This window comes from Vibrio rotiferianus CAIM 577 = LMG 21460, assembly GCF_002741985.1.
Classification (GTDB): Bacteria; Pseudomonadota; Gammaproteobacteria; order Enterobacterales; family Vibrionaceae; genus Vibrio; species Vibrio rotiferianus.
Genome location: NZ_APHW01000108.1, coordinates 122,472 through 148,265 on the forward strand (window position 1 = coordinate 122,472; position 25,794 = coordinate 148,265).

General features: G+C 43.8%; 23 protein-coding genes. 10 read left to right on the plus strand and 13 right to left on the minus strand.

All coding sequences use genetic code 11. From position 1 onward, the window contains the following. Both galE and B853_RS22920 read right to left on the minus strand, forming a co-directional pair. Positions 1 to 1,017 (minus strand): UDP-glucose 4-epimerase GalE, encoded by a 1,017-nt coding sequence (galE, locus tag B853_RS22915; RefSeq protein WP_038886358.1) that lies wholly within the window; start codon positions 1,015 to 1,017, stop codon positions 1 to 3. 53 nt (positions 1,018 to 1,070) lie between these two features. Further along, the gene (locus B853_RS22920) at positions 1,071 to 3,032 is read right to left on the minus strand and encodes a diguanylate cyclase domain-containing protein (protein ID WP_038886357.1); all 1,962 of its coding nucleotides are present in this window, start codon (positions 3,030 to 3,032) and stop codon (positions 1,071 to 1,073) included. Between the two features lie 424 nt (positions 3,033 to 3,456). Here B853_RS22920 and B853_RS22925 point away from each other — a divergent pair, with 424 nt between their 5' ends. The 3 genes from B853_RS22925 to B853_RS22935 are packed head-to-tail and all read left to right on the plus strand — an operon-like array spanning position 3,457 to position 5,827. Continuing rightward, positions 3,457 to 4,212, plus strand: a complete 756-nt coding sequence (locus B853_RS22925; protein WP_029561102.1) for a 5-oxoprolinase subunit PxpA — start codon at positions 3,457 to 3,459, stop codon at positions 4,210 to 4,212. Then, positions 4,212 to 4,895: a 5-oxoprolinase subunit B family protein gene (locus B853_RS22930; RefSeq protein ID WP_038886356.1), complete on the plus strand. Its 684-nt coding sequence runs from the start codon at positions 4,212 to 4,214 to the stop codon at positions 4,893 to 4,895. Before B853_RS22925 ends, B853_RS22930 begins: the two co-directional genes overlap by 1 nt. Continuing rightward, positions 4,892 to 5,827: a 5-oxoprolinase subunit C family protein gene (locus B853_RS22935; protein WP_038886355.1), complete on the plus strand. Its 936-nt coding sequence runs from the start codon at positions 4,892 to 4,894 to the stop codon at positions 5,825 to 5,827. The genes B853_RS22930 and B853_RS22935 overlap by 4 nt, the downstream gene beginning before the upstream one ends. A gap of 34 nt (positions 5,828 to 5,861) precedes the next feature. Here B853_RS22935 and B853_RS22940 read toward each other — a convergent pair whose 3' ends face one another. From B853_RS22940 to B853_RS22950, 3 genes are all read right to left on the minus strand, one after another. After that, positions 5,862 to 7,295: an FAD-dependent oxidoreductase gene (locus tag B853_RS22940; protein ID WP_038886353.1), complete on the minus strand. Its 1,434-nt coding sequence runs from the start codon at positions 7,293 to 7,295 to the stop codon at positions 5,862 to 5,864. A 354-nt stretch (positions 7,296 to 7,649) separates the two neighbouring features. Continuing rightward, positions 7,650 to 10,106, minus strand: a complete 2,457-nt coding sequence (locus tag B853_RS22945; RefSeq protein WP_038886350.1) for an ABC transporter permease — start codon at positions 10,104 to 10,106, stop codon at positions 7,650 to 7,652. Next, a complete protein-coding gene (locus tag B853_RS22950; protein ID WP_010451815.1) occupies positions 10,103 to 10,798 on the minus strand; it encodes an ABC transporter ATP-binding protein in 696 nt (231 codons plus the stop codon). The genes B853_RS22945 and B853_RS22950 overlap by 4 nt, the downstream gene beginning before the upstream one ends. Between B853_RS22950 and tesA the strand changes: the two genes are divergently transcribed. The 4 genes from tesA (at position 10,797) to B853_RS22970 (ending at position 16,507) form a co-directional block, all read left to right on the plus strand. Continuing rightward, positions 10,797 to 11,399 carry a multifunctional acyl-CoA thioesterase I/protease I/lysophospholipase L1 gene (tesA, locus tag B853_RS22955; protein ID WP_010451818.1) on the plus strand — a complete coding sequence of 201 codons (603 nt, stop codon included), beginning with the start codon at positions 10,797 to 10,799 and terminating at the stop codon, positions 11,397 to 11,399. The two genes, B853_RS22950 and tesA, sit on opposite strands and share 2 nt — an antisense overlap. 83 nt (positions 11,400 to 11,482) lie before the next feature. After that, complete coding sequence (fabV, locus tag B853_RS22960; protein ID WP_128827021.1) at positions 11,483 to 12,682, plus strand: enoyl-ACP reductase FabV; 1,200 nt, start codon at positions 11,483 to 11,485, stop codon at positions 12,680 to 12,682. 186 nt (positions 12,683 to 12,868) lie between these two features. Further along, positions 12,869 to 14,779: a bifunctional diguanylate cyclase/phosphodiesterase gene (locus B853_RS22965; RefSeq protein ID WP_038883051.1), complete on the plus strand. Its 1,911-nt coding sequence runs from the start codon at positions 12,869 to 12,871 to the stop codon at positions 14,777 to 14,779. A 72-nt stretch (positions 14,780 to 14,851) separates the two neighbouring features. Continuing rightward, on the plus strand, positions 14,852 to 16,507 hold the full coding sequence (locus tag B853_RS22970; RefSeq protein ID WP_038883052.1) for an ABC-ATPase domain-containing protein: 1,656 nt from the start codon (positions 14,852 to 14,854) through the stop codon (positions 16,505 to 16,507). 114 nt (positions 16,508 to 16,621) lie between these two features. Here the strand turns inward: B853_RS22970 and B853_RS22975 are convergent, their stop codons facing one another. Next, a complete protein-coding gene (locus tag B853_RS22975; RefSeq protein ID WP_038883053.1) occupies positions 16,622 to 17,242 on the minus strand; it encodes a DNA-J related domain-containing protein in 621 nt (206 codons plus the stop codon). 113 nt (positions 17,243 to 17,355) lie between these two features. After that, positions 17,356 to 18,195 (minus strand): isopenicillin N synthase family dioxygenase, encoded by an 840-nt coding sequence (locus B853_RS22980; protein ID WP_038883054.1) that lies wholly within the window; start codon positions 18,193 to 18,195, stop codon positions 17,356 to 17,358. Between the two features lie 223 nt (positions 18,196 to 18,418). Here B853_RS22980 and B853_RS22985 point away from each other — a divergent pair, with 223 nt between their 5' ends. After that, on the plus strand, positions 18,419 to 19,015 hold the full coding sequence (locus tag B853_RS22985) for a DUF2238 domain-containing protein (protein ID WP_038883055.1): 597 nt from the start codon (positions 18,419 to 18,421) through the stop codon (positions 19,013 to 19,015). Here the strand turns inward: B853_RS22985 and cutA are convergent. From cutA to B853_RS23010, 5 genes are all read right to left on the minus strand, one after another. After that, entirely contained in the window at positions 18,977 to 19,309 is a 333-nt protein-coding gene (gene cutA, locus B853_RS22990) for a divalent-cation tolerance protein CutA (RefSeq protein WP_038883057.1), read from the minus strand. The two genes, B853_RS22985 and cutA, sit on opposite strands and share 39 nt — an antisense overlap. A 9-nt stretch (positions 19,310 to 19,318) precedes the next feature. Then, positions 19,319 to 19,570 carry a hypothetical protein gene (locus B853_RS22995; RefSeq protein ID WP_038883058.1) on the minus strand — a complete coding sequence of 84 codons (252 nt, stop codon included), beginning with the start codon at positions 19,568 to 19,570 and terminating at the stop codon, positions 19,319 to 19,321. Next, entirely contained in the window at positions 19,554 to 21,260 is a 1,707-nt protein-coding gene (locus B853_RS23000) for an SgrR family transcriptional regulator (RefSeq protein WP_038883060.1), read from the minus strand. Before B853_RS23000 ends, B853_RS22995 begins: the two co-directional genes overlap by 17 nt. Before the next feature lie 79 nt (positions 21,261 to 21,339). Next, positions 21,340 to 21,573 carry a DUF3389 domain-containing protein gene (locus B853_RS23005; protein WP_010451840.1) on the minus strand — a complete coding sequence of 78 codons (234 nt, stop codon included), beginning with the start codon at positions 21,571 to 21,573 and terminating at the stop codon, positions 21,340 to 21,342. Positions 21,574 to 21,590: 17 nt separating this feature from the next. After that, positions 21,591 to 22,025, minus strand: a complete 435-nt coding sequence (locus B853_RS23010) for a hotdog fold thioesterase (RefSeq protein ID WP_038883062.1) — start codon at positions 22,023 to 22,025, stop codon at positions 21,591 to 21,593. Between the two features lie 195 nt (positions 22,026 to 22,220). Here B853_RS23010 and B853_RS23015 point away from each other — a divergent pair, with 195 nt between their 5' ends. Next, the gene (locus B853_RS23015; protein WP_128827022.1) at positions 22,221 to 23,006 is read left to right on the plus strand and encodes a M48 family metallopeptidase; all 786 of its coding nucleotides are present in this window, start codon (positions 22,221 to 22,223) and stop codon (positions 23,004 to 23,006) included. 74 nt (positions 23,007 to 23,080) lie between these two features. Here the strand turns inward: B853_RS23015 and B853_RS23020 are convergent, their stop codons facing one another. Then, positions 23,081 to 24,109 (minus strand): site-2 protease family protein, encoded by a 1,029-nt coding sequence (locus B853_RS23020; protein WP_171052007.1) that lies wholly within the window; start codon positions 24,107 to 24,109, stop codon positions 23,081 to 23,083. 414 nt (positions 24,110 to 24,523) lie between these two features. Between B853_RS23020 and B853_RS23025 the strand changes: the two genes are divergently transcribed. Further along, positions 24,524 to 25,774 (plus strand): outer membrane protein transport protein, encoded by a 1,251-nt coding sequence (locus tag B853_RS23025; RefSeq protein WP_038883065.1) that lies wholly within the window; start codon positions 24,524 to 24,526, stop codon positions 25,772 to 25,774. The last annotated feature ends 20 nt before the right edge of the window (positions 25,775 to 25,794 follow it).

Here is a 25,794-nt window from a genome sequence, read left to right on the forward strand (position 1 = left end):
TTAAGCGTCTGGGTAGCCTTGAGGGTTATTTGATTGCCAACGCCAAGTATCGCCTGTCATTTCTTCTAACGAACGTTCAGCTTTCCAACCAAGTTCGTTCGCTGCTTTAGAAGGATCTGCCCAACATTCTGCAATATCTCCTGGACGGCGCTCTACTAGCTTAAACGGCACATCTTTGCCTGATGCATTTTCGAATGCTTTAACCATTTCTAAAACACTATATCCATTACCTGTACCGAGGTTGTAGATATGAAGTCCCGCTTTACGGCCTACTTTCTCTAGCGCAGCAACGTGACCATCAGAAAGATCCATTACATGGATGTAATCACGAACGCCAGTACCATCTTTCGTTGGGTAATCGCTACCGAATACTGATAGGAACTCACGACGACCTACTGCGACTTGAGAAACGAAAGGCATTAGATTGTTAGGAATACCCTGGGGATCTTCACCAAGTTCACCCGTCGGATGAGAACCTACAGGGTTAAAGTAGCGTAGAAGCGTAATACTCCAATCTTGATTCGCTTTTTGGAAATCCGCTAGACATTCTTCAACCATTAATTTGCTACGACCATAAGGGTTTGTCGCACTGGTTGGGAAGTCTTCAGTGATTGGCACTGTCGCAGGGTCACCATAAACCGTCGCTGAAGAGCTAAATACGATCGATTTAACGTTAGCTTCACGCATAGCTTCTACAAGAACAAGAGTGCCACTGACGTTATTATCGTAGTACTCAAGCGGCTTTTCAACTGATTCACCAACTGCTTTAAGGCCAGCAAAATGAATCACAGCTTCGATACGATGCGTAGTCATTGCGTCTACTAACGCTGCTTTATCGCGAATGTCTGCTTGAATGAATTCAGGTCTCACACCACAAACCTTTTCAATGCGGTCAAGCACTGTTGATTTGCTGTTGTAGAGGTTATCGAAGATCACCGGTGTCATACCAGCTTCGATCATTTGAATACAAGTGTGACTGCCGATATAGCCCATACCACCCGTAACAAGTACTTTCATTGTTTGTTCCTTCTGACGCAACTTTAGCTAGTCTATAGATTTCTTTTGTCTTTTTAAACAGTACCTTCTAACTCTGCACCAATCAGTACTGCTTGCCCTTTACCGGCTCTCTTAGCTTCGTACATCGCGTTATCAGCATTTTTTAAGACTCTAGATGCATCTTTTTCATTATGCCCTACCAGTTTGACACCAATACTTACACCAACAGTGAGTTGGGCTCCTTTATATTCTATTGGTTGGCGGACACTTTTAATTATTTTTTCGACAAACTTCGTCACTTCAGTTTGGTTTGTTGGGGTCATCAAATAGACAAATTCGTCTCCTGATAGGCGAGCAACTAAATCGTCATGTCTGGTTAAGCCACTTAACCTTCGCGAAATCACAGACAAGACTTCATCACCAGCATCATGACCATAGGTGTCATTTACTGCTTTAAACCCATCCAAATCCAGATAAAGAACCGCAAACTCATCTCTTAAATACCCTGATTGGTCAAGCAATGCATCGAGTTGTTGATGAAACTTCGCTCGGTTAGCGAGTCCGGTAAGGGGGTCATGATGAGCCAAGTACTCTAATCGCTCCATCTCTTTTGAACCAGAAAGATCGGTCAGCAAAATAACAATGTCGTATTGATCCGTTCTTCCTTCTTTGAATATGCGGTTAACCTTTACAAATAGTGGGATAAGCTTGCCGAGGTGATTTTGTTCAACAACCTCTCCTTGCCATTGACCATAGTGCTCGATACTTTCTATGATGCTAGGTATGCGGATTTGCAGCTCTCGTAGTTTTATACACTTGAAGAATGGCATGCCTGTCAGTTTCTCGGAAGTACTACCAAATAATGACGTAACGGCCGAATTGACCATAGTAATAAGGCCATCTTGATTCAGAACCAATAGTCCATCATCACTATTTTCAAACACCCTCGTGGCTATCCGTTGCCTGCTTAGTGCTTCCTCTACTCTCGTGATGTCCTCAATGACAAATAACATCTTGTTCACGCCAGTAAGACGAACACTGGTTAAACTAAATTGACGTGTTTCTTCTCCCATCTGACTGAGATGGATCTGACTTCTTTCTAATGAGAGCTTCACTATTTTGTCCAAAATCTGTGGCTCACGAGTTCGAACGAGCTCTAGGATATTGCTCGGAGCCTCACTTGATGGCGCTGTATTGAATGACTTCTGGGACTGTTGGTTTTGATAATGTATATGTCCGTCATTATCAGTTACGATTATCGAATATTGCACACCATTAATGATTGATTCTAGAAACGCTCTTTCTTTCTCTAGTTTCTGCATTGTGAATTGTGCCTGACTCTCTTTTAGCCGAGATCTGGCGACCATCGTTTGAAAACTCGTGATTAAATCGCCAATCTCATCGGCAGATTCAAATGGAATAAAGGGTTTCGAATCCCTTCCTTCCGTAAAGTCTTTCATCGCATGACTTAATGCGCTAATTGGTGAGACAACGATTTTATTTAGTAGGTACACGAGTAAAGAGCTAGTTACAAGAGTGAGTAATACGAAGAGTGAAGCGTCTTTAAAGAGTGATTTTTTTATCTGCTTTAAGCTTTCTGATGATAGGGTCACGCGCACAAATGCGATGACTTCTCCATTTGAAAGAATGGGTTCCATGACATAAACGAACTGATGAGAGAACGCGTAACCAATAGAAGTGATCTCTTGTTTTTCTCTGTCATTAGGAACCCGTGCCACACCAGTATCAGACTCAAGCATTGCAAACAATGATCGTTCAGAATCAAGTATCTTCACACGAACGATCGAAGGTTCAGCAAAGAAAGCACTCATTAGAGACTGAGTTCCAACGATGTCTCTTTCGCGTATAGGGGCTTCGAAACCGTGTGAGATTCCCTTGATTAACACCTGAGTGCTTTCTATCAATTGTGACTTTTCTACTTGATAGATCTTATAGGAGTGATACCCCTTCAATGTAATGAAAGCGAACAAAACAAGAAGCAGAATAGGCCAAAGTAATTTGGTACGAACAGACATAATAATTCCTGACACAATCTATGTGCATAGTCTGATTAATATAGCTATGCATATAATCTCACATCTAAGAAGAAAAGGTTAGTATAGAACCGTAATTAATAAACCTTATTAGGCAAAAAGATATAGTATTAAGTTATTAATTTATTGAGAATTCGCGTCATCTCAAATAAAGCTAATGCTAAAATTGTCGTTTCGTTATAACCAAACGCACGAATGATGATTCTCGTCACTGAAGCGGGAACCATTTTCATGCACTTTTATATATGCCCACGTGATATCGAGGTACTTGGTTCAGTTCAGCAATTAACAACTGGGAGGCAATAGCGATTACGCTGCGTTGTTTTCCTTGAACTTGAATCAGTGAAGGCACACTGAATTCTTCACTTCGAAGTCACTTGGATATAATCATACAGTTAGAAGAATCATTACTTTGAATAAAGCAGACCTGACTTTAAATTGTGATATGGGTGAAAGCTTTGGTGCTTGGAAAATGGGCGCTGATGAGCAGGCAATGCCCTATATTGACATGGCAAATATTGCCTGTGGATTTCATGCGTCCGATCCCTGTGTCATGCATGACACTATTCAACTTGCCAATCAACATGATGTTGAAATAGGAGCCCATCCTAGCTACCCGGATTTACAGGGATTTGGAAGAAGAAGTTTGCGTATGACCGATGAAGAAATTACTAACATGGTCATCTATCAAGTTGGGGCACTTCAGGCACTGTGTAAGGCACAATACACCGATATTGGCTATATAAAGCCCCATGGTGCGCTATACAATGACATGATGCAGAGCGACAGTGTATTTCTTGCTGTCGTTAAAGCCGCAGCACTATTTAAAGTCCCATTGATGATTCTCGCCTCTCAAGAAAATGAAAAGTATCTCGAAATAGCAGATGACTTTGACGTCCCCTTATTATTTGAAGCATTTGCTGACCGTCTTTACCAAGATGATGGAATGTTAACACCAAGAGCGCAACCTAATGCGGTGTTAAACAGTGAACACGCTATCCTAGAACAAGTCAAAATGCTTGCAGAATCAGGGCGAGTCAAAACCGCGTCTGGGCAATACATTCTATTAGAAGCAGATACAATCTGCGTCCATGGAGATAATGACGAGTCTATCGCTTTGATTCAAAAGATTCGACAAAGTCTCTACACCGGAGGAAATTAATGAATCAAGGGCAGTTCTCTATCTCTCCCATCTCGGAGTGCAGCATTTTAGTTCGCTTTCACGAAGAGATTACGGTTGAACACATTGGTGAATTAGCACATCAAATTACAGATAAGCTTAGCCATATTGTCATGAATGTCGTTCCTTCATACCGAACCATTTTAATCGATTACCTGCCCTTTAGAATTCATGAGTCCCAAATCCTGCAAGAGCTAAACCACATCATCGCTCGTTTTGATGTGCAGTCTATGGACAATAAGCAACCTAACTATATTTCAATTCCAGTTTACTACTCTGACGAAACCGCACTTGATTTAGATCGCTTTAAGGATATTGGCATATCATTGGCGCAGATAATTGAACTGCATACCCAATCCGTTTTTACGGTATCAGCGATCGGATTTGCTCCGGGTTTTGCATTTCTTTCAGACGTACCAAAAGCATTACAGATGCCAAGGCACAAAACTCCGCGCACTTATGTCCCTGCAGGCAGTGTTGCTATAGCTGACAGTAAAACGGCAGTGTACCCATCAGACAGTCCGGGAGGCTGGAATATCATTGGCCGAACGCCTATCTCATTGTTCACTGATACACCTCCGTTTATTCCTTTCGAAGTTGGTGACAAGGTCACGTTTGGTTCAATAACAAAACAAGAGTACATTAACTTAGGGGGCAAATTATGAGTTTTACTGGCTTGATCGTTGAAAAACCTGGCTCGCTCTCTTTGATTCAAGATTTTGGTCGTTTTGGGCTAGCACACCTTGGTATCACACAAGGTGGTCCTGTTGATGACTACGCTTACAGTTGGGCAAATCACCTCTTAGAGAACCCTGTTAATTGCTCGACCATTGAAATCACCTTGGGTAATGCCAGCTTTAAAGCGCTAGAAGACTGCCATCTGGCGATTTGTGGCGGTGATTTAAACGCTTCCATAAATGGGGAGCCAATTTCCAATTGGTCTGATTTTTCATTAAGAAAAGGGCAAACACTCAAGTTCGGTATGCCACGTAACGGCCTACGGTCCTATCTAGCAGTTAAAGGCGGATTTGAAGTCGAGAAACACTTAGGAAGTACTTCCACTGTGGTAAGGGAGTCTTTAGGCGGAATCGCGCGAAATGGTGATGCGTTAAAAGCTGGTGACATCATAGGATTCAAGCCACATCCCGTCCCTACTAGAAAATCTAGGCAAATGACTTTTCGCTTCAAACCGGATTATAACCTCCCTATCACGCTTCGAGTCATTGAGGGCTACCAGCATAATGACTTTTCCCCAGAATCAGTAAGCGAGTTCTATTCTGGACATTTTGAAATCTCACCGAATTCTAATCGCATGGGATATCGGCTAGAAGGTAAAACGATCAAACCGCCATATGAAGGCATTTTATCAGAAGGCATTGCACTCGGTTCAATTCAAATTCCTAACGATGGCAACCCAATTATTTTGCTTAATGATCACCAGACAATTGGCGGTTATCCAAAGTTTGGCTGTGTTGCAAGAATCGATTTACCGCGCCTAGCCCAAGCTAAGCCAGGACAATCCGTTAGCTTCGTACAAGGAGATAGACAAGGGTTGCAAGATGTTTGGTGCCAATGGGCTCAGTTTTTTGGCTATTGAGCCCATATAGTAAGCTGATGGTTGGGAGTTAGCGTTACAATCCGTAACGCTCAGCCAATGCTTTTGGATAGCCTCGCTCTTGAGTGAGTTTGACAGCGAATCTCTCCACCTCATCTTCACTCCAACTAACGGTCTCGGGATGTTGTTGCTCTATATTGTCATTAGGTTCAATGTCAAACCAGCAGTGTGCCATTTTTTGTGCTGCAAGTAATGTCGATGACGCCTTAACGACTTCTATACGAGCATAGTTTTTATCTTCAAACGTGACGTCAGCCGCTCGTAACACCGGGTCTGTCCCAGGGATTTGCTGTGCACCAAATAATGCCTTCCCACCTTTCACTGCTTCGTGGAATTCCGGAATGAACTGCGCCATGTGCTTTATCGCGTTATCGGTACGTTCATCCAAAATCTCTTGTCGCCAACCATTACGAATTTTCGACAACAAACGAGTTGGTAGTTCAGGCTGTGCCGATGCCGTCGAACTCTCGACTAAACCATCGTCGAACAATGTAATGCCTTTGGTCATGCCGTGTAGCTGAAAATACCCATCGCCATAAGGCGTTAATTGAGCCATACCCTTATCGGTACCACGAGGACCATGAAAAATAACTTCTGGCCATTGCTGAGAACATTCATTCCAACGTGTAACGTAAGCAGCTTTGAACTCCACAAGTCGATCGCGCTTTACACCAATCGCATCGTCTACTGCCCCCGTTTCAAAGCCACAAGCATTAACCAAGTAATCACAACACAGAGTTTTTTGCTCATCAGCTTGAAGGTAAGCCAGCTCCCAATCAGAACCATTCCAATGTGTTTGCTTAAGTTCTGCTTGCGCAAATACATCAACATTTGGAAGTCGCTCTAGGGTCATATTGGCCACAGCAGCAAGTCTGAATACACTCCACCCATATTCTTGAACGGCAACGACTGGATATTTTAGCGTATCGAGATCTGCATGCTGAGCAAATGGAATACACCATTCATCAATACTTTGAGGTTGTTTAGGTTGAATCTGCTTTGCAAGTTCCAAGAGTGCTTCTTTTGAGTACAACTTATAATACTCTTCAGGCCTCCCTAGCACTTGGTTACGCTCATCTTTCGATACAAGAGTCTGATAAGCTTGCTTAATGATGTCTAAACGCGGTAACAAGACTGCTGGATCACCGCCATCCGAATGTGGAACGGCAATAATAGTTGGACGGATGTTCAATGAGTGAGGATACAGACGAATCGTATCAATAGATTGGGTAAGCAGGTCTAAGCACTGTTGTTCAGATATTTCTCGGTAAAGGTTACCACCCGCGTGTAAGTGACAAATCGGAGGCCCATTAACCAAAGAGACCCCTTTCTCAATCACAGACACTTTAAAACCTAGTTCGGCAAAATGAATGGCAGCAGTAGAGCCTGCTACTCCTCCACCAACAATAGCGATGTGTTTATCTTTACGGCTTGAAAACTCAGACTTCATTGCTTCACTGAAAACTTTATAAGAACAAATCTTTACTTAAGGTGGATTCTACTCGGGTTTGTGAACGATTAAAATCACAAAAAGTTCATGGGTTTGCGTTTGTTAAGGGTTTACGTAAAAAGTTACTTTTGAAAGCAAAAAAAATCCAAAAAAAATGCTTGACGAGATTGTAGAGAACCCCTGTTTTTGCACCTATGTGAATAATATTTTTCCGCTAACACCCATGGCATAAAGCCTGCGGAAATACCCCATATAACTATGACTTCAGTTATCCCAAAAGTTATCCACTGTTTTTGTGGATAACTAAAATAAAACTGTCATGGAGTACTCCCGCCGTCGTTAAATAGAGGCTATTTAAGTGTTTACCGGCGTTAACAATCTTTTCAACAGACTCATGACCACCAGCGCAAGTACAACAAACGTCACAAATGGCAAAGCTATCCACAATTCAGGGTGGATCTGTGCATTAAGTCCAAACCCATAGGTCATTACCGCTGCTACACACGCTTCTGCCGCAAATACGGCAACCCCGCTCGCCACTATCGCCATGATGCCATACTCAGCCCACAGTGTCGTATTGATACGCTTCTTGCTTGATCCTAATGTTCGGTATAGTCGGATCTCTTGTTGACGCTGAGATAGACTCAAACGAAGTAACGTGAATATCAACAACAGTCCCGAAACGACCCCTAACAATGCTAGGATCGTTATCGCTGATACAATCTGTTGAATCAATTCTTGAATTTTATTTCCCATCGTACGAATGTCGAGCACAGACACGGTCGGGTGCGCTCGTGACATCGATGTTAACAGCGCTTCGTTATCCTCATTAATTCGATAACTGATCAGGTATGAGCCAGGCAAACTGGCCATGACGTCTGATGAGAATATGAAATAAAAGTTCGGTTTCATATCCCGCCATTCAACATGACGAATGCTGTCTACTGTCGCATCGAAGTTCTGACTGTTGATAACAAATCGTAATTTGTCGCCCAACTCAATGCCAAGCTCACTGGCAACTTCTGCTTCTACCGATACACTGCCTTTGTTGGTCCACTCTCCAGAAAGAATGTCATTGTACTCTGGCAGAGAATCTCCCCAAGTAAGATTGAGTTCACGACTCACCGCGTCAGAGCCCTGACCTTCTGATTTTAGTTCTTTAACGCTGACGTCATTAATTTCCGATAATCTACCCCGAATGATCGGGAAAGCCTGTGACCGCGTCACGTTGTTATTATCTAATGTTTCCAAATAGCTCTCTAACTCATAGTCGGCAATGTTCAAAGCAAAAACATTAGGAGCATCCGCAGGTAGTGTCCTCGCCCAATCGGCAAGAATGTCACTACGAACTAGCCAGATAATTGAAAGCAACATGAGAGAAAGTGATAAGGCACCAAACTGCAAACCACTTGTCACTGGCGTACGGTTAATTCGACTGAGTGCGAGTTTCATCGCTGGGCGAGTTGAGAAGCGAGCAAATAATTTGGTTAATGCAACACTCACCGCAGCAAGTACAACAAACAGTCCCGTGATGCCTGCAATCACAATCCAAACCAACGTATTGTTTGCGTAAAGAACAAGTAATGGTACAACCGGCACTAGGACCAACCACATACGTTTCCATGAACGCTTACCTGAACTTTGTTGAAGCACTTCAAGGGCTGGTGTTTTAATCAACCCAAGTAGAGGAATACCCAAAGCAGGCACTGTGATGAGAACCGCAGATACAACTGAAATTAAAATTGGAGTGACACCGTAACTTGGTAGTGGATTAGGTAGCAGATCTTTTAATGGAATTCTCAATAAATATTCCAAGCCGCTACCAAGCAGCAAACCTACGATGCTCGCACTAACCAACAAGATGGTAACTTGAATCAGCAACCATTTTTCAATCCAACGACGACTAGCACCCAGACTCTTCAGCATCGCGATAGTTTGGGTTCGACTGTTTACGTAGCTTTGGCAAGTTAAAACCAACGTTGTCGCCGCCATGATGATGACAATTGCCACGGTCAATGAAAGATACTGAGTCGTGCGCTCAAAAACTTCATTACTTCGGCTTGCCGTATCTTGCGTACGCCAACGATCACTTGGCGAAAGCTCAGTACTGTCTTGCAGTTGTGTTAGTGTCGCATCATCCCCTTTAAGGAATAAGCGATATTGCACTCGACTCCCCACCTGAATAGCCCCTGTCTTATCAACGTCACTGTTATGAATGTAAGCGGAAGGCATTTGTTGGAAAGGGTTAAAGCTCAATCCGGGTTCCATTAAGACTGCACCAGAAACGGTGAAATCGGCATCGCCTATTGTGACAATGTCACCCTTGTCTACATCCAACTGCGCCATAATGCGTTCATCTAACCACAGTTGGCTTTCTTTGATATGACCTGACGAGTTGTTGTCGAGCACTAAATCCCCCATCAAAGGGTATTGCTCGTCAACCGCGCGAACATTAATAAGCTGCATACCCGAATTACTAAAAGCCATGGTAGCAAATCGTGTCATGGAAGATCGTTGCATCTCATCAGTAGCAGCTAGTAACGTGTCTGGGATTGGATTGGCAGATACAAACACCGCGTCCGCCGTTAAAGCGTCTTTACCTTGCTTAACAATCACTTGCTCCATTCGTTCAGCTAATGCAGAAAGCGCAAAAATACTCGCAATCACTAAAATCAGAGCAACACTGATCGGCCACAGATTGCCTTGACGTATTTCACTTAAGCTCCAGCGCAATAGGCTTTTGTTTGGTGATTGTTTTACATGATTGCTAGCTTGAGTTTGCTCTTGTTCACTGGAAGAGATCACGGTCATATTGTCTCCTCCTGTAATTCTCCTGCTTCCATTCGATAAACTCGGTCACAACGGCTGGCTAAGTGACTATCGTGCGTTACAAGTATTAAGGTCGTGCCATGTTGTTCATTCAAATCAAAGAGGAGCTCAATAACTTTCTCCGCCGTTTGGTGGTCAAGGTTTCCAGTCGGTTCATCCGCAAATAAGAGTTCTGGCTGAGTCATGAAAGCACGTGCAAGCGCCACACGTTGTTGCTCGCCACCGGATAACTGACTTGGCAAGTGAGTTAGGCGCTGTTCAAGCCCCACGGCAGTGAGCAGCTCTTTCGCTCTTGCATCATTCTCAGCTTCGCCACGTAAAAGACAAGGTAGGGTCACGTTTCTTAACGCATTTAAACTTGGGATTAGAAGGAAACTTTGAAAAACGAAACCCAGTGAGTCTGCACGAATTTTGGCACGCGCTTCATCGTCTAATTTTGACAGCTCATGACCGAGCAATGTGATTTCACCTGAGGTTGGTGTATCCAATCCGGCAAGCAATGTCATTAGTGTCGATTTACCCGCCCCAGAGGTGCCTACAATGGCGATCTTTTCCCCTTTTCTAATATCAACATTTACATTTTTAAGGATTGTTAAATGCTCGTGATTAGTAGAGACTTGTTTAGAAACCAAATTAGCTTGAACAATAGGTGCTTTAAGTAAAGGTGTTTGCATGATTCGTATACTTTCCTTAGTTCTCTTTTTCTGTCTTTCCGCGACTACTCAGGCAAGCGAAAAGTTGCTTGTTTTAGGAGACAGCCTAAGTGCTGGTTATCAAATGCCAATCGAGGAGAGCTGGCCCAGCTTACTTCCTGATGCGCTATTAGAACATGGTCAAGATGTAAAAGTTGTAAACGGCAGTATCTCTGGAGACACTACAGGTAATGGCCTTGCTCGTTTACCATCCCTCCTTGAACAACATTCTCCCGATTTAGTCCTCATTGAGCTCGGTGCTAACGACGGTCTTCGTGGTTTTCCACCTAAACTTATTACGTCAAACTTATCGAAAATGATTACCATGATCAAAGATTCTGGTGCGAATGTGATCATGATGCAAATCCGTGTTCCACCCAACTACGGTAAACGCTACAGCGATATGTTCTATGACATTTATCCGAAATTAGCTGAGCACCAACAAGTCACTTTGATGCCATTCTTCTTAGAGCAGATCATCGTAAAACCCGAATGGATGATGGACGATGGCTTGCACCCTAAACCAGAGGCACAACCGTTTATCGCGGACTTCGTTGCCCAGGAATTGGTTAAACATCTCTAATTTTACTGGTCTAGCTCAATAAGTTTTACCAAACTTTACGTTACTCTGAGCGGTATCTTATTCACCAAGGTCAGATAATAACAATGCAAATAGAACCGTTAATTAAAGGTGTTGTCGCTCGCTCTGCACATCCGTATGGGTGCCGAGCTTCTATCAAAGAGCAAATCGATTACGTACAACAAGCACCACAAATCAAAAAAGGCCCCAAACGTGTTTTGATCATCGGTGCTTCTTCCGGTTTCGGTTTAGCAGCCCGCATCGCTCTCACCTTTGGCGGTGCAGAAGCTGACACTATCGGAGTCTCGTTCGAACGAGGCCCTTCTGATAAAGGAGTTGGTAGCGCGGGTTGGTACAACAATATTTACTTCAAAGAAGAAGCCATTCATCACGGCCGTACCGCCATAAATATCGTCGGCGACGCATTTTCCGATACTGTTCGTAGCCAAGTAATTGAAGCTATCGAAACTTACTTTGAGGGTGAAGTCGATTTAGTGATTTATAGCTTAGCAACAGGTATTCGCCCTAAAGCAGGATCTGACGAGTTCTGGCGCAGTGTCATTAAACCAATTGGCGAGTCCGTCACTGGTGCATCTATCATGCTAGAGAACGACCAGTGGGTTGAATCAACGCTTGAACCAGCAACCGAAGAAGAAGCTGAAGCAACGATTAAAGTTATGGGTGGCGAAGATTGGGAAAGCTGGATCGACGCACTAATCAACTCCGAGTCGGTGGCAGAAGGCTGCAAAACTATTGCGTTCTCTTACATGGGACCAGAAGTAACCCACCCTATCTACCTTGATGGCACTCTGGGTCGCGCAAAAGTCGATCTTCATCAAACCAGCCACGCTCTCAATATCAAGATGGCAAACTTTGGAGGCGGCGCGTACGCAACCGTATGTAAAGCTCTGGTGACCAAGGCTAGTGTTTTTATACCAGCACTAAGCCCTTACCTGCTTGCTCTATACCGAGTGATGAAAGAAAAAGGCACGCATGAACGCTGTATAGAACAAATGCAGCGCCTATTTACGACTAAACTGTATGACCAAGAAAAAGTACCCGTCGATGGTGAGCGTTTGATTCGTATTGATGACCTTGAACTTGCTCCTCAGGTACAAAGAGAAGTGTCGCTATTATTAGAGCAAATGAATGCGGAAAACTTCAAAGATCTTGGTGACTACGAAGGCTTTAAAGATGAGTTTATGAAGCTAAATGGCTTTAACTTTGAAGATGTCGACTATTCACAAAGCATTTCTATGAAGACATTGAAGGCGCTAAAACCTTAATTTCTTCAGTCTCACTACTGAGATAGTGCGCAGTATTTCAAAGTCCTGAAACGTTTTCAGGACTTTTTTTTGTTTCAGAACCCGTCACCCCTATACTTATATAAAACAAGTGGTAAAAAGCTAAAACAATAAAAACAACAAAATGTATTTTTCACAGGACGTGAATTTAAGGGAAAGGATGACCTTATGGGAACATTTCAAACACTAGATTATGAAATCCCAAAATCAATGCGAAAGAGTTGGCAAAACATAGTCAATCTTTTAGCTCGCATCGCCGATGTGCCAACGACACTGATAATGCGTGTCCATCCAGAGCACATTGAGGTGAACACTTCCAGCGAAACACCGGGGAACCCCTATCGCGTCGGGGATAAAGAAGAGCTTGGGCACGGGTTGTATTGTGAGCATGTCATTGAAAATAAGCGCGAGCTAAACGTACCTAACGCGCTGCTTGATGAGCAATGGCAAGATAACCCAGATATTAAACTAGGGATGATTTCCTATTGTGGCCTTCCACTCTATTGGCCAAACGGTGAAACCTTTGGCACCATCTGTATGCTCGACACACAAGAGAATCAATATTCCGATACTTATCGTGAGTTATTAAGCACGTTTAAAGAATCCATTGAAGCGCAACTCGCTGTTGTTTTTCAGCAGCACAAACTCTTACGATTGAATAATGAACTCAAACATCGGGTAGAAAACCGGACGACGGACCTTGCCCAACTCAGTTACTCATTGACCAAAGAAATTGACCGCCGCAAAGCCGCTGAGAAGCAAGTGGATTACCAACAAACTCATGATCAAGGGACTGGTTTTTTGAATCGTGGGGCCCTTGAAGCGTTCTTAGATGATACGCTGAGTGCAATGAATCACGACACAGAATCTTTAGTCGTCCTTAACATCGGTTTCAGTAACGCGCGCAGCATTCAGACGAAGTATGGGTTCGAAGCCTTTGACGAAGTGCTTAAAGAGTTTCGCTTCCGCCTCGGCCACAGTGAGTCAAGTTATTTCATTACAGGAAGACCCAGCTCTAACGACTTGGTGATTGTTGTTTCGGGTGAGAACATCGAATCAAAAGTTCAGCACCTATTGGAAGACATTACTCACATTAGTGTCGGTAACTTCTATATCAATGAGAGCGAAGTCCACCTACATTCTTACATTGGCGTAGTTCAGGCAAGTAAAAGTAGTTACGCAAAACAGCTGCTACAGAATGCCTGTTACGCAATGCTGTTATGTAAAGAATCCGGTGAGTCATTCAGTTACTTCTGTGAGAGTCACACTCAAGCCCTCAATAACCATAACCAATTAGAAAGCTATTTACTTCAAGCCGTGCGTAATGACGACCTAATGTTGTACTTCCAACCTAAAGTGCTACCCCATACGCACAAGTGGATTGGGGCAGAAGCTTTGTTGCGTTGGCGCCACCCAGTGCTCGGAGATGTTTCAAATGAAGCTTTAATCCACATGGCAGAACAAAATGGATTGATATTTGAAGTGGGTGCGTTTGTTCTTCGCACCGCTATCGACAAGGCGAAGCAATGGTCTGAGCTGGTAGACAACTTTAAGATAGCCGTGAACGTCTCTCCAATTCAGCTACAGAATGTTAATTTTGCCGAGCAGATTGAGCACTTGCTGGAAACCTTCCATTTGCCTGCGCACTTCCTCGAGTTGGAAGTCACGGAAAGCGCGCTCATTGCCGACGAAGTTGTCGCACGCAACACACTGAATAAGCTTCACAAACTAGGCGTGACATTGTCACTTGATGATTTTGGTACCGGTTACGCATCGTTCAGTTATTTGAAGAAATACCCTTTCGACGCGATAAAAATCGATAAGAGTTTTGTACAACAAATGGAAAAATCTGACGATGATAGAGCCATCATTTGTTCGATCATTCACATTGCTAAAAAGCTCGAACTTCAAGTGGTCATCGAAGGGATCGAATCCCATCAGCAAGAGCAATTTTTAATTGGAGAAGGTTGCGATATCGGACAAGGCTTTTTGTATGGTAAACCCATGCCTTGCAATGAATTTGAGCAAAGTTTGTTTAATCAAAACCTATTAGGAGGTCAATACCACTATTCTTCCTAAGCATTTTCTTTACTCTGATAGCGGTGGTTTCTATAATCCCCGCCCGCTTCCAATAAAAAGGCCATTATCTTCATGGATCAGTTGACTGCCACGCTTAAGAAAATCGAAAAGCAGAACTACCGCGCATACCAACAAATCAAAGGTCAGTACGACTTTGGTGATTTCGACTTGTACATCGACTATGTACAAGGTGACCCATATGCTTCTGCTTCTCGCCTACGTGCTACTCGCGCTTGGTCTTTAACCGGTCTTGAATGGCTAAAAGATGAATCTCCGGCATTCCAACGTGCAGCACGCGATTTCATTGCTCGCAGCTTTGATGAGTTTGCAAAACAAGAAAATGCAGTCTCTATTGCACTTAACGGTCAAACGGTTCTAGATAACACAGCTGTGCTCTTTACTGAGGAAGGCATCGAACTTCGTTTTCGCGTAAACCTACCTGCTGAAGGTCGTTCTGTTTTAGGTAAGAAAGCCAATAACATTCTAACCTTCTACTTACCGAAATTCGTTCGTCGTGCAACACTTGAACGTGAACTTAACAAAGAAGCTTTGATTGAACACTGTAAAGTTGTAGAAGACCAAGCCGCTTTGCGCGAGCAATTGGAAGTGAATAACCTTATTGCTTTCGTCGCTAATGGTAGTGTACTTCCTCGTATTGCAGGTAACTGTGATTTACCAATGAAAGACGCAGTGGAGTTCAAAGCTCCAGAGTCACTGCAAGTAACACTGCATGCGCCAAATAAAGGCTATGTGACTGGTTTGGGCATTCCTAAAGGCATTACACTGATTGTCGGAGGTGGCTTCCATGGTAAATCAACGCTATTGAATGCGATTGAGCGCTCTATCTACGATCACATTCCTGGCGATGGCCGTGAGTACATCGTTACTGACGCTAATGCGATGAAGATTCGCGCTGAAGATGGTCGCTGTGTTCATCATTTGAATCTGTCGAACTACATCAACCATTTACCAATGGGTAAAGATACGGCTGATTTCTCTACACAAGACGCTTCAGGTTCAACCTCTCAAGCTGCTTGGCTGCAAGAGTCTATTGAAGCAGGCGCAAGTTCACTGCTTATCGATGAAGATACCTCAGCAACCAACTTTATGATTCGTGATGAACGTATGCAGGCGTTGGTCGCTAAAGGCGATGAACCTATTACCCCGCTTGTTGACCGAATTGGCCAGTTGCGCGATGAGCTCGAAATTTCAACTATCATCGTTATGGGCGGTTCTGGTGATTATCTAGACGTTGCTGACACGGTAATCCAAATGCACGATTACCAAGCCGTAAATGTGACAGAAAAAGCAAAACAAGTCATTGCACAGCACCCTACTCAGCGTCATAACGAATCTGAAGAAAGCTTGCAAATGTTCCGTCCTCGTGCGTTAAACCGCGTCGCACTAATGAACATTTTGACCGACGGTAAGTTCCGAGTAAGTGCAAAAGGTAAAGACTCTCTTCGTTTCGGTAAAGAGTTCACTAACCTAAGTGCTCTTGAGCAACTTGAGTCGGCTGATGAAGTAAATACAATTGGTTGGCTATGGTTCCAAATCGCACAGCTACCAGGTTGGTGCAACCACCCAGCAAAAGAAATCGAAGAGATGCTGTCTGGTGAGTGGTACGCTACACTACCAAAACAAGGTGATCTAGCGAAGCCACGTACTCTTGATGTGATGGCTGCGCTAAACCGCATGCGTAAGTCTCAGTTCAAACCTTCTCGTTAATACTGAGCAACACCAATAGCAAAAGGCAGTGATAGAACGCTGCCTTTTTTGTTTGAATTAGATTGGGGAGTATCACAAACAAGCTCACCTTGTTACGTCGTAACGCAAGGCCTATCATCCGTTACGTAAAACATTCCATGCGTCGCATAAAACCCGAAAGCGCTCTGAATCCCCATTGTCTCTGTCTGGATGCCAACGTAGTGCGAGTTTGCGCCACTGCTTTCGGATTTCTGCTTTAGTAGCATCTGCACTTAACTCAAATAAACTCAGCGCCTTGGCGCGATCTAAATCAGAAGATGAGCTTCCACCTATATAACGTTGGTATCGACTCCAGAATTCATTAAGTAGTCGGCGCACCTCGCCTTCATTAGCCTCGTAGTTTTTCCAATCAAGGTAATACTCTCTGAGAGGATCATTGGTATCGATACTGTGACGAGAGGCTTCAATGGCCGACATCAGGACAATATTCATTGCCTCAACTTGCAGCCAGCCGTCGGGATATAACGTTTCTTGTAGCTGATAAAGCGCGTTCATCAGTAAGAAGTTACGTTTAAACAAGTCTTTGTCTGGAGATGAATCTAATTGAGGGATGTAACCGTGCTCACTAAGTTCCTGTGCTAGTGTATGCACCTTCCAGTCCGAAGGTTGCTTTTTGAGGATTTCTAGAATGGGCCATAACAATGGGTTTTCCATGTATTGCTGGCTGTTTTGGCAAACGTTACATTGCTCGTCCATGAATCCCCTAACCGTTTTAAGTACCTGTTATTAAAGCTAGTCAATTTGTACCATAAATACAAAAAGGCTGACAGTAATATACTGTCAGCCTTTTGAAGCAAGATCTCGTTAGGTTAAATAACGCCTAGCTCTCGCAAACGTTCCATCAGGTAACTGTGCGCTGTGTAACGCTCAGAAAGAACTGTATCTGGTTTAGGATGGAGGAATAACGGCAGAGAAATACGAGAATTCTCTTGGCGACCACCAGTTGGGTTTATCACGCGATGCGTCGTTGATGGGAAGTAACCACCCGACGCCTCTTGCAGCATGTCACCGATGTTAATGATCAGATTACCAAAGTCACATGGCACGTCTAACCAGTCGCCTTCTTTACTCATTACCTGTAAGCCCGGCTCATTTGCAGCAGGCAAAACCGTTAATAAGTTAATATCTTCATGCGCTGCTGCGCGGATAGCGCCTGGCTCTTCTTCACCTGTCATTGGTGGGTAATGCAACACACGTAGAAGCGTCTTGTCACTGTTGTTGAGCATTTCAGACAGTGCAATAGAAAACTTCTCTTGCACCTCTTTTGGTGCGTATTCTTCTACCCAACCAAGCAGCTCTTGAGCAAATGCATTTGCACGCTCATAGTACTCTAAGATTTCTTCTTTTAATTGCTCAGGCATCTGACCCCAAGGGTACACATGGAAGTACTCTTTGATGTCTTTTACGGAATGACCTTTAGCGACTTCAGAAACTGATGGAGGAAAATATCCGTCTTGTGTTTCAACATTGAAGTGGAAATCGTTCTTTTGCTCTGAGCAAAAAAACTCGTACCAATTTTTGTAAATAGACTCAACCAGCTCTTGAGGGATTGGGTGGTTTTTAAGTACACCAAAGCCCGTTTCGCGCAGTGAGGTGACGAACTGTTGAGCAGCGTCGTCAGCAAGATAATCGACAGTTTCCAGTTTCATGACTTAACTTCTTTTTTTATTAGACTGAACGGTGGATTCTATGGATGGCCATGTTGTAAATCAAACTTTAATGAAATGTTTACGCGCAAACGTTTTATTGTTGAGCAGTTTGCCAATATATCAACATAAAAAGTAATCATCTCGCTGTTAAAATTATTAATTGCACACTGTACAATTAAGTGTAATCATAGACTCAGTATTCAATTGAAGGATCAATTTCTGTATGAAAAGTACTTCCACCCTGTTGGGTTTGACCATTTTCTACGCTATCGTTTTCTTGTTCTCAGCCCTAGAACCAAGCTCTCGCGCGGTTTGGTTTGCAGAAATCGTTCCAGCCATCGGTATTCTTATCGCTATTTGGGCACTTTCTATCCGTTACCAGTTTAGTAACACCGCTTATGTGCTGATGTTTATTTGGCTTTGTCTTCACACGATTGGTGCGAAATATACCTTCGCGGAAGTTCCATTCGATTGGTTTAATAACTTGATTGGCTCTGAGCGTAATAACTTCGACCGTGTTGCTCACTTTTCGATTGGCCTGTACGCCTATCCTATTGCTGAGTATCTGATTAATAAGAAAAAAATCAGCGCTAGTTTTGCATCTTGGTTTGCGTTGTTTGCGATTATGTCACTCGCAGCTGGCTACGAAATCGTTGAGTGGTGGTATGCAGCAATCGCTGGGGGTGATGAGGGTATTGCCTTCCTAGGATCACAAGGTGATATTTGGGATGCCCAGAAAGACATGCTGTGTGACACAATGGGTGCAATAGTGTCACTGTTTTTACTGACAACTCAACGTCGATTGGCGAAGCCATTCTAGATAAGGGTTAAAGCCTTCTACTATTGGAACCTGTACGATTTGAGCTACTTCATATTCGTGCAGGTCTTTTATTTTGTCCTCAACTAACGCGTAAAGATCTTTTCGCGTCTTGATGATCAACAACCATTCATTGTCGCTGCACACCTCACCTTTCCAAACGTAGTGACTGTCAATCGCCATGGTTTGAATGCACGCAGCAAGTTGGCCTCCTAACAAACCTTTAATGATTTCGTCTCGATTCTGTTCTGAGCCAGCAGTGCTCAGTACCATACAGTATTCATGTTGTTCGCTCATAACTGACTCTTATTTCATCGTTACCTTGCCACCAATCATTTTGTAGGCAGGTGTTCCTCGTACTAACGTATCTCTTGCAAACTCTTGTTCACAACCTGGGCAAATGCAAGGCGTATTGGTGAAGTCTTCAACAATGCGTTCTTTGAAGCATTTCACCAGCGCGCCTTTGCCACCTTTACGGTATTTAAACAACTGTGTTTTACATTTCGCGCAATATATCTCAACCGTCTTAATTGGTTGTTTTTTATTTGGTTTCGCCATCTTTCTCTATTTTTGGTTTTACCCATACGTTGCTGAAATCAAACCATCCAAGGGCATTACACTTGGCGTTTTGTAGCGCACCACTGTGATCTTTATTTACCCCTAGCCAACAGTGGAACATAGGAATAACTTGGCAACTCTTCACGAGTTGTCTACCTAACTCACGAGCTGGAAAATCACTGTGTTGACCAGCACGCCATTGGTCCACCAGCCCCGCCCAGCGGGAGAAATCGTAACCAGCACTAAACTTGTCGATGTCGCTATAATCCAACAACCAACCTGCTAAAGCATCGTTACGGTTAGTCGCAATACCCATAGCTTTAATCCAAACATCCACTGCCTCTGGTGACGGTGGCTGCGTATCATATCGTATGAACTCAACCTCAACCCCATAGGGTTTAAGTAAGGTTTTGATTGCTTTTGCAATAACAGGGAACATTGGATGTTTCTTTTGGTAGGCCACGCAAATGGCCTTGTCTTTTTGAGGTACCTCGCCCATTGAAGTTGGTCTGAGGTCAATCCAGCCTGGTTTCAGACCAAAGGCTTGAAGCACCCCCAGCTCGATGACTTTGTCTTGAGGCACATGAGCGTATACTTGGTAACTGTTTAACGTTTGGCTAAGAAATTCAGCCCAACGCGGATCTTTAGCGATACCTGTATTTTTATTCAGTAGTAAGAAAGTACACCCAGGATCGAGCTCGACTTCGTCGGTAGAAGCTTGTTTATCCATTTGCGGCTTGGTTAAGCTTGGGTACACCATCGACGAATACGCCTCATCGATGACCCACACCTCCACTTGGTCAAGTAACGGACGTAGTCCAAAATAGCCATCGAATGCCGTTAGGATTAAACGTTTGTCATCGTTCACTTTCACTTGAAATGGCCCGGTGCCCACGGGTTTTCTATCAAACTCCTCGGAACGAAGGGTTTTGGATAACAGCACTTTCGCCTGCGATTCGCTCAGCGCGAGCGGCAAGTACTTATCTGGGCGAACCAGATGGATATCCACCGTCCAAGGCTCAGGGGAAACCACTTTTTCTATATGAGAAAAAAGGTTCAGTTCACTTAATGCACTGATGCTTTCAATGACGCAGTCAGTAGAGAGCAATTCACCATTATGAAAACGTACACCACGGCGGAGATAAAAACGCCAGTGAGTATCAGACAGCGCCTCCCAATAATGCGCTAAGTCAGGCTGAAGTTGTTCGTTGTCATCAAGCTTGGTTAAACCACTGAATACCTGGCGGGCAATATGCTGCTCGGACCGACGCATCGGCTTTTGCGGATTTAACATAGCGAGTGGTCGGTAATACGGCAAACGTACCACTTGCTCGCCTTGACGATGTTGGAGGCCAAGGTAACCTTGAATAACTTGGGTAAGCTTGGCAGCGTCATTATCTAACGCTTCCAACGCTTGACCAATTTTGCCTTCATCTAAGTAACGGCGTGCAAGATTCTCGCTAACGTCACTGCGATTACGTTTAAAAATGAGTGTAGAGAGCTTGCCTCGACCAGCGGCAGGATGCCACTCAATCCACCCTTCTTCCTCTAATTTATTGAGGACGATTCGAGCATTTCGGCGAGTACAGAAAAGCGCGTCGGTAATGTCTTCGAGTTGAACTTCCGTGTCATTACCAGAGAATTTTTCAAACAGTGTTTCGAACTGAACACGTAAACGAGGGCTACTCATAAAGAGGAAATTTTAGTTTTCATAACGATAAACTAAGTTTCCTCATTTTTTGCAAAAAGTGCAAACTCAGACGTGCAAATTATTGAATGTCGATGCCAATTTCTTGCGCCAGTTGGCGTAATTGATCTTCATCGTCGAGTTTGATCGACCATTTACTTTCCGCTCCATGTGCCAATACAACGTTTGCACCGCGACCAAGTAATTGAATCGCATCGGTTTGAGCTTGCATTGTAACCATTCCATTACCGCTCAGTTTAATGACGATTTCTCGCTGCGTTGCGATAATTTTTCCAAGAGAAAATTCTATAACCATCTTCGCTGTCTTCTCTCTTACACTGACTTTTCTTTCTGGTGTTTAACAGCAATTGTTAATCTACTGGTGCAGACTAATCGACCACGTTCATCGGTGATTTCAATTTGCCATACCTGAGTTGAAACACCAAGATGGACGGGCTTTGCAGTACCAATGACATGTCCACTCCGCATAGCTCGAACATGGTTTGCATTGATGTCTAAACCAACACAGTAACTGCCCTCACCTACGCTAAAGTTTGCGGCGAGCGAACCTAACGTTTCAGCTAATACTACAGACGCACCACCGTGAAGCATGCCAAGAGGCTGATGAGTAAAACTACAAACAGGCATAGTCGCAGTAAGCGAGTCATCCGTAAAGTCGGTATAGATGATTTGTAGGTGCTCCATCATAGTATTTTTTGACGTTGCGTTAAGAATGTCCAGGTCGATCGGCTTTTTCCAAATACTCATTTGTTTGCTCTTGTTTCACCCAGTATTGCACCGGTTGATGTTTCTTTTAAAAGTGCGTCTAGCATAGTCCTGAACGCATCCTGACTTCAAGACGAAACACAACTCTAAATGTAATCCACATAATGACTTAACGTTTCTTCACTAAGCGTTATACTATTGCTTCAAAACAAAAAATATTTGTATATGGAGCCCATTATGAAGACATGGATCAAAGCGTCTGTTCTTTTTTCGCTCGTCGGTCTCACTGCCTGTAGTGCTTCGCCGACCGGTCGAAATCAAATACTTATGTTCTCTGATCAGGAGATGTCGTCCTTAGGTGCCAACTCTTTTGATCAGATGAAGAAAGAGATCCCGATCAGCAAAGACAAAAAGACCAACGCTTACGTACAATGTGTCGCAAAACGCATCACAGACACTATCCCACCTCAAACGGGATTCAAAGATTGGGAAGTCGTTGTATTCGATAGTGACCAAGTTAATGCATTCGCGCTACCTGGCGGGAAAATAGGCGTCTATACAGGCTTATTGAAAGTTGCAAAAAATCAAGATCAACTCGCCACTGTTATTGGTCACGAAGTCGCACACGTCTTAGCAGACCACAGTAATGAGCGTCTTTCTCAAAGCCAACTCGCCAATGCTGGGCTTTCTCTAGCAAATGTGGCTATTGGCGCTTCTGAGTACAAGCAATACCAGCAAGCAACCATGGCCGCGTTAGGCCTTGGTGTACAATATGGCGTCATGCTACCGTACGGTCGCACACAGGAATCTGAAGCAGATATTGTTGGCTTGGGTTACATGGCCAAAGCTGGGTTCGATCCAACTCAAAGCATCGACCTTTGGAAAAATATGAGTAAAGCTGGCGGTGAGCAGCCTCCTGAGTTCTTCTCAACTCACCCTTCGCACAGTACTCGTATCAAAGACCTACAGGCTACGATCAACACATTGCCGGCTTATAACGTAAAGGCACCTAAGTGCAGCTAGTTTGATGCACAACACCCCGAACTCTAATAAAAAAAGCTCCATTCACGGAGCTTTTTTTGTCGAACGCTTTATGACTAGGTCCCAAGAATTTGCAGTGGCAAACTGAGTAAGCTATCCCCAAGCCCTGCAAAATACCAAATAATGGCGACAAAACCACCGACTGAAAGCAAGTACCAAACAAAGGAGAACATTTGCCCGTAGCGCGTTAAAGGCAGCAAATGGCTATGGTGTCGTGACCGCCATTCGATGACTACTTCTAACATCCCCATGATTAGCAGGAACCCTAGCAACGTTAAACCGAATGCGTAGCTGATGTAAATTCCCAATGCTGCAGTTGCGATACTACCGACTAGCCCTATCCATGAATTCATGGAAAAGGTAATACTCTTCAGTACATGCCCACCGTCTAATGGCAGAATTGGTAGCAAGTTGAAAAGGTTTAGCAAAGCGTTAAATACCGCCAGACCAGCAAAGATCATCTCTCCGGTCATCCAATATAAAATGGTAAACACAATGCTCAGCACTAACCCGAAGAAGGGGCCCATTATTGAGATAACCACGTCTTGCCATCGTGTATTTATCTTCTCATCGCTCAGTGCCAACCCACCCAAAAATGGGATAAGGTAAATACCTTTAGTCTTCATACCAAAGTGCTTCATCGCGCGGATATGTCCATATTCGTGAAAGACAAGACATGCCACTAACGCTAAGGCAAACTCGATGGAAAACAACCATGAATACGCAGCTAAACTTGCTGAGGCTAGTGCAACCTTAATCACTTTTGCGCTTTTCAGCGCCTTCATTCCAAGCGATACAAGACCAATCAAACTAAAGCGATTCTCTGCTGGTGGCGCTTCAACTGGGACTTGACGTTCAATGTCTTTTTCATTGCGCCTTCCTTCACTCACCACTGTGTCATTTACTCTAACTTGATAGCGATAATCAAAGGGTTGCCAATTTAGCTCACAATCTAGCCGACATAGAAGAACTTCCTCGCCAGATACGAGTTTGAATTCATGTTTTGTCTGTCCGGAATCGTCATCACTGGCCGAAATTTGTGACACCAAAGTATTGTCCCAAAATAATTGCTGCCACCCTGACATAGAGCCTTCAAGTCGTAATGGACGACCTAAAAACTCAATATTCATTAATTCCAAAATTCACCTTAACAACAAGAATAACGAGTTTAACGATTATGCCCTAAGTTCCCTTTTCAACAAACCCTGTTAACAAGAGGTATTTGATGGCGTTTTAGCCATTAGATTTACAAAAGAATTCTGGTCATACCATTTCTTATAAAAATATATCCATAATACATGCCCTTACAAAACCTCATTTGACCTATGCATCAAATTTAAAACACAAAAGACACTCATTCTTTGACAAGATATTAAACATAGAATTAACATTACGTTTACATCAAGGTCGAAATTCACTTCGATGACAACAGGTGTAGGCACGATACAACAATTACAAGGACTTCGGTCCACCATAATGACACCCTAGGAGGGTCAAGGATGAACAAGAAGCACTGCTCTCTGCTAACAATATCAATATTGTTTGCGTGTAACGCCCAATCGGCGGGCTTTCAGGTCGCTGAACACTCAGCATCTGGTCTTGGTAGAGCATTTTCAGGTGAAGGCGCCGTCGCAGACAATGCGAGCGTTCTTGCACGTAACCCTGCTGCTATGACACTTTTCAAAGAGGCTCAGTTTTCAGGTGCACTATCTATCGTTGACCCTGAAGTAAATGTTTACGACACCTACCACAAGGAACATGCTGACGACGTAGCGCCACTGCAAATTGTCCCAGCTGGTTACTACATCAGCCCAATTAATGACCAATGGGCTTGGGGTATCGGCATGTTTACGACTTATGGCGTTGCAACAGATTATCCTAATGATATCTCTGCTGGCGACATGGCCGGTGATACATCCCTGTTGTCAGTGAACATTAACCCGAATATCGCTTACCGCATTAATGAGTCATTCAGTATTGGTGGTGGTATTAACCTTGTCTATGCGCACGCAAAACTTACTCGCCACAAAGGTGCGTTAGCGCCGTTATTCGGCTCCGATAGCAAAACGTCTGACAATCTGATTGGCATGGAAGGCGATACCATTGCTTGGGGCTGGAACATCGGCGGTCTCTACGAGCTGAATGAAAACAACCGTTTTGGTTTCGGCTACCGCTCTAAGGTAGACCTAGACTTCGATGAAGGTGAATTTAGTAGTTACGATTCAGGGATCGCTTCAGCGGCAAAAGTAGACGGTCGTTTACAAATCTCTCTTCCTTCTATCATCGAGCTGTCTGCATTCCACCAACTTACTGATCAGTGGGCTATCCATTACGGATGGCAACAGACCGACTGGAGCACCTTCGAGGAGCTAAAAGCAACAAGCCCGCAATGTAACGATGGTGTTGCTGGTCAATGCTTCTACAAACCAGAGAAATACGAAGACAACAACCGTTACTCATTTGGTGGCACATACACATTGAACTCTGAATGGACATTGCGTGCAGGTATCGCATTTGACGAGCAAGCAGGTAAAGCAACACTGAGTATCCCTGATAGCGATCGTTTTTGGTACAGCGCAGGTGTGACTTACGCAATGAAAGAAAATCTGACATTTGATGCAGGCTTTGCCTACGTGAAAAGTAAGTCTGGTTCTTTCAAAGAAACCAATGCTGCAGATCAAGAAATTACGTTCGACTCAGAAGGTAGTGCATACATCAGTGCAGTACAGATGAACTACACCTTCAAGTAATGGGATAACGGAGTAAACCA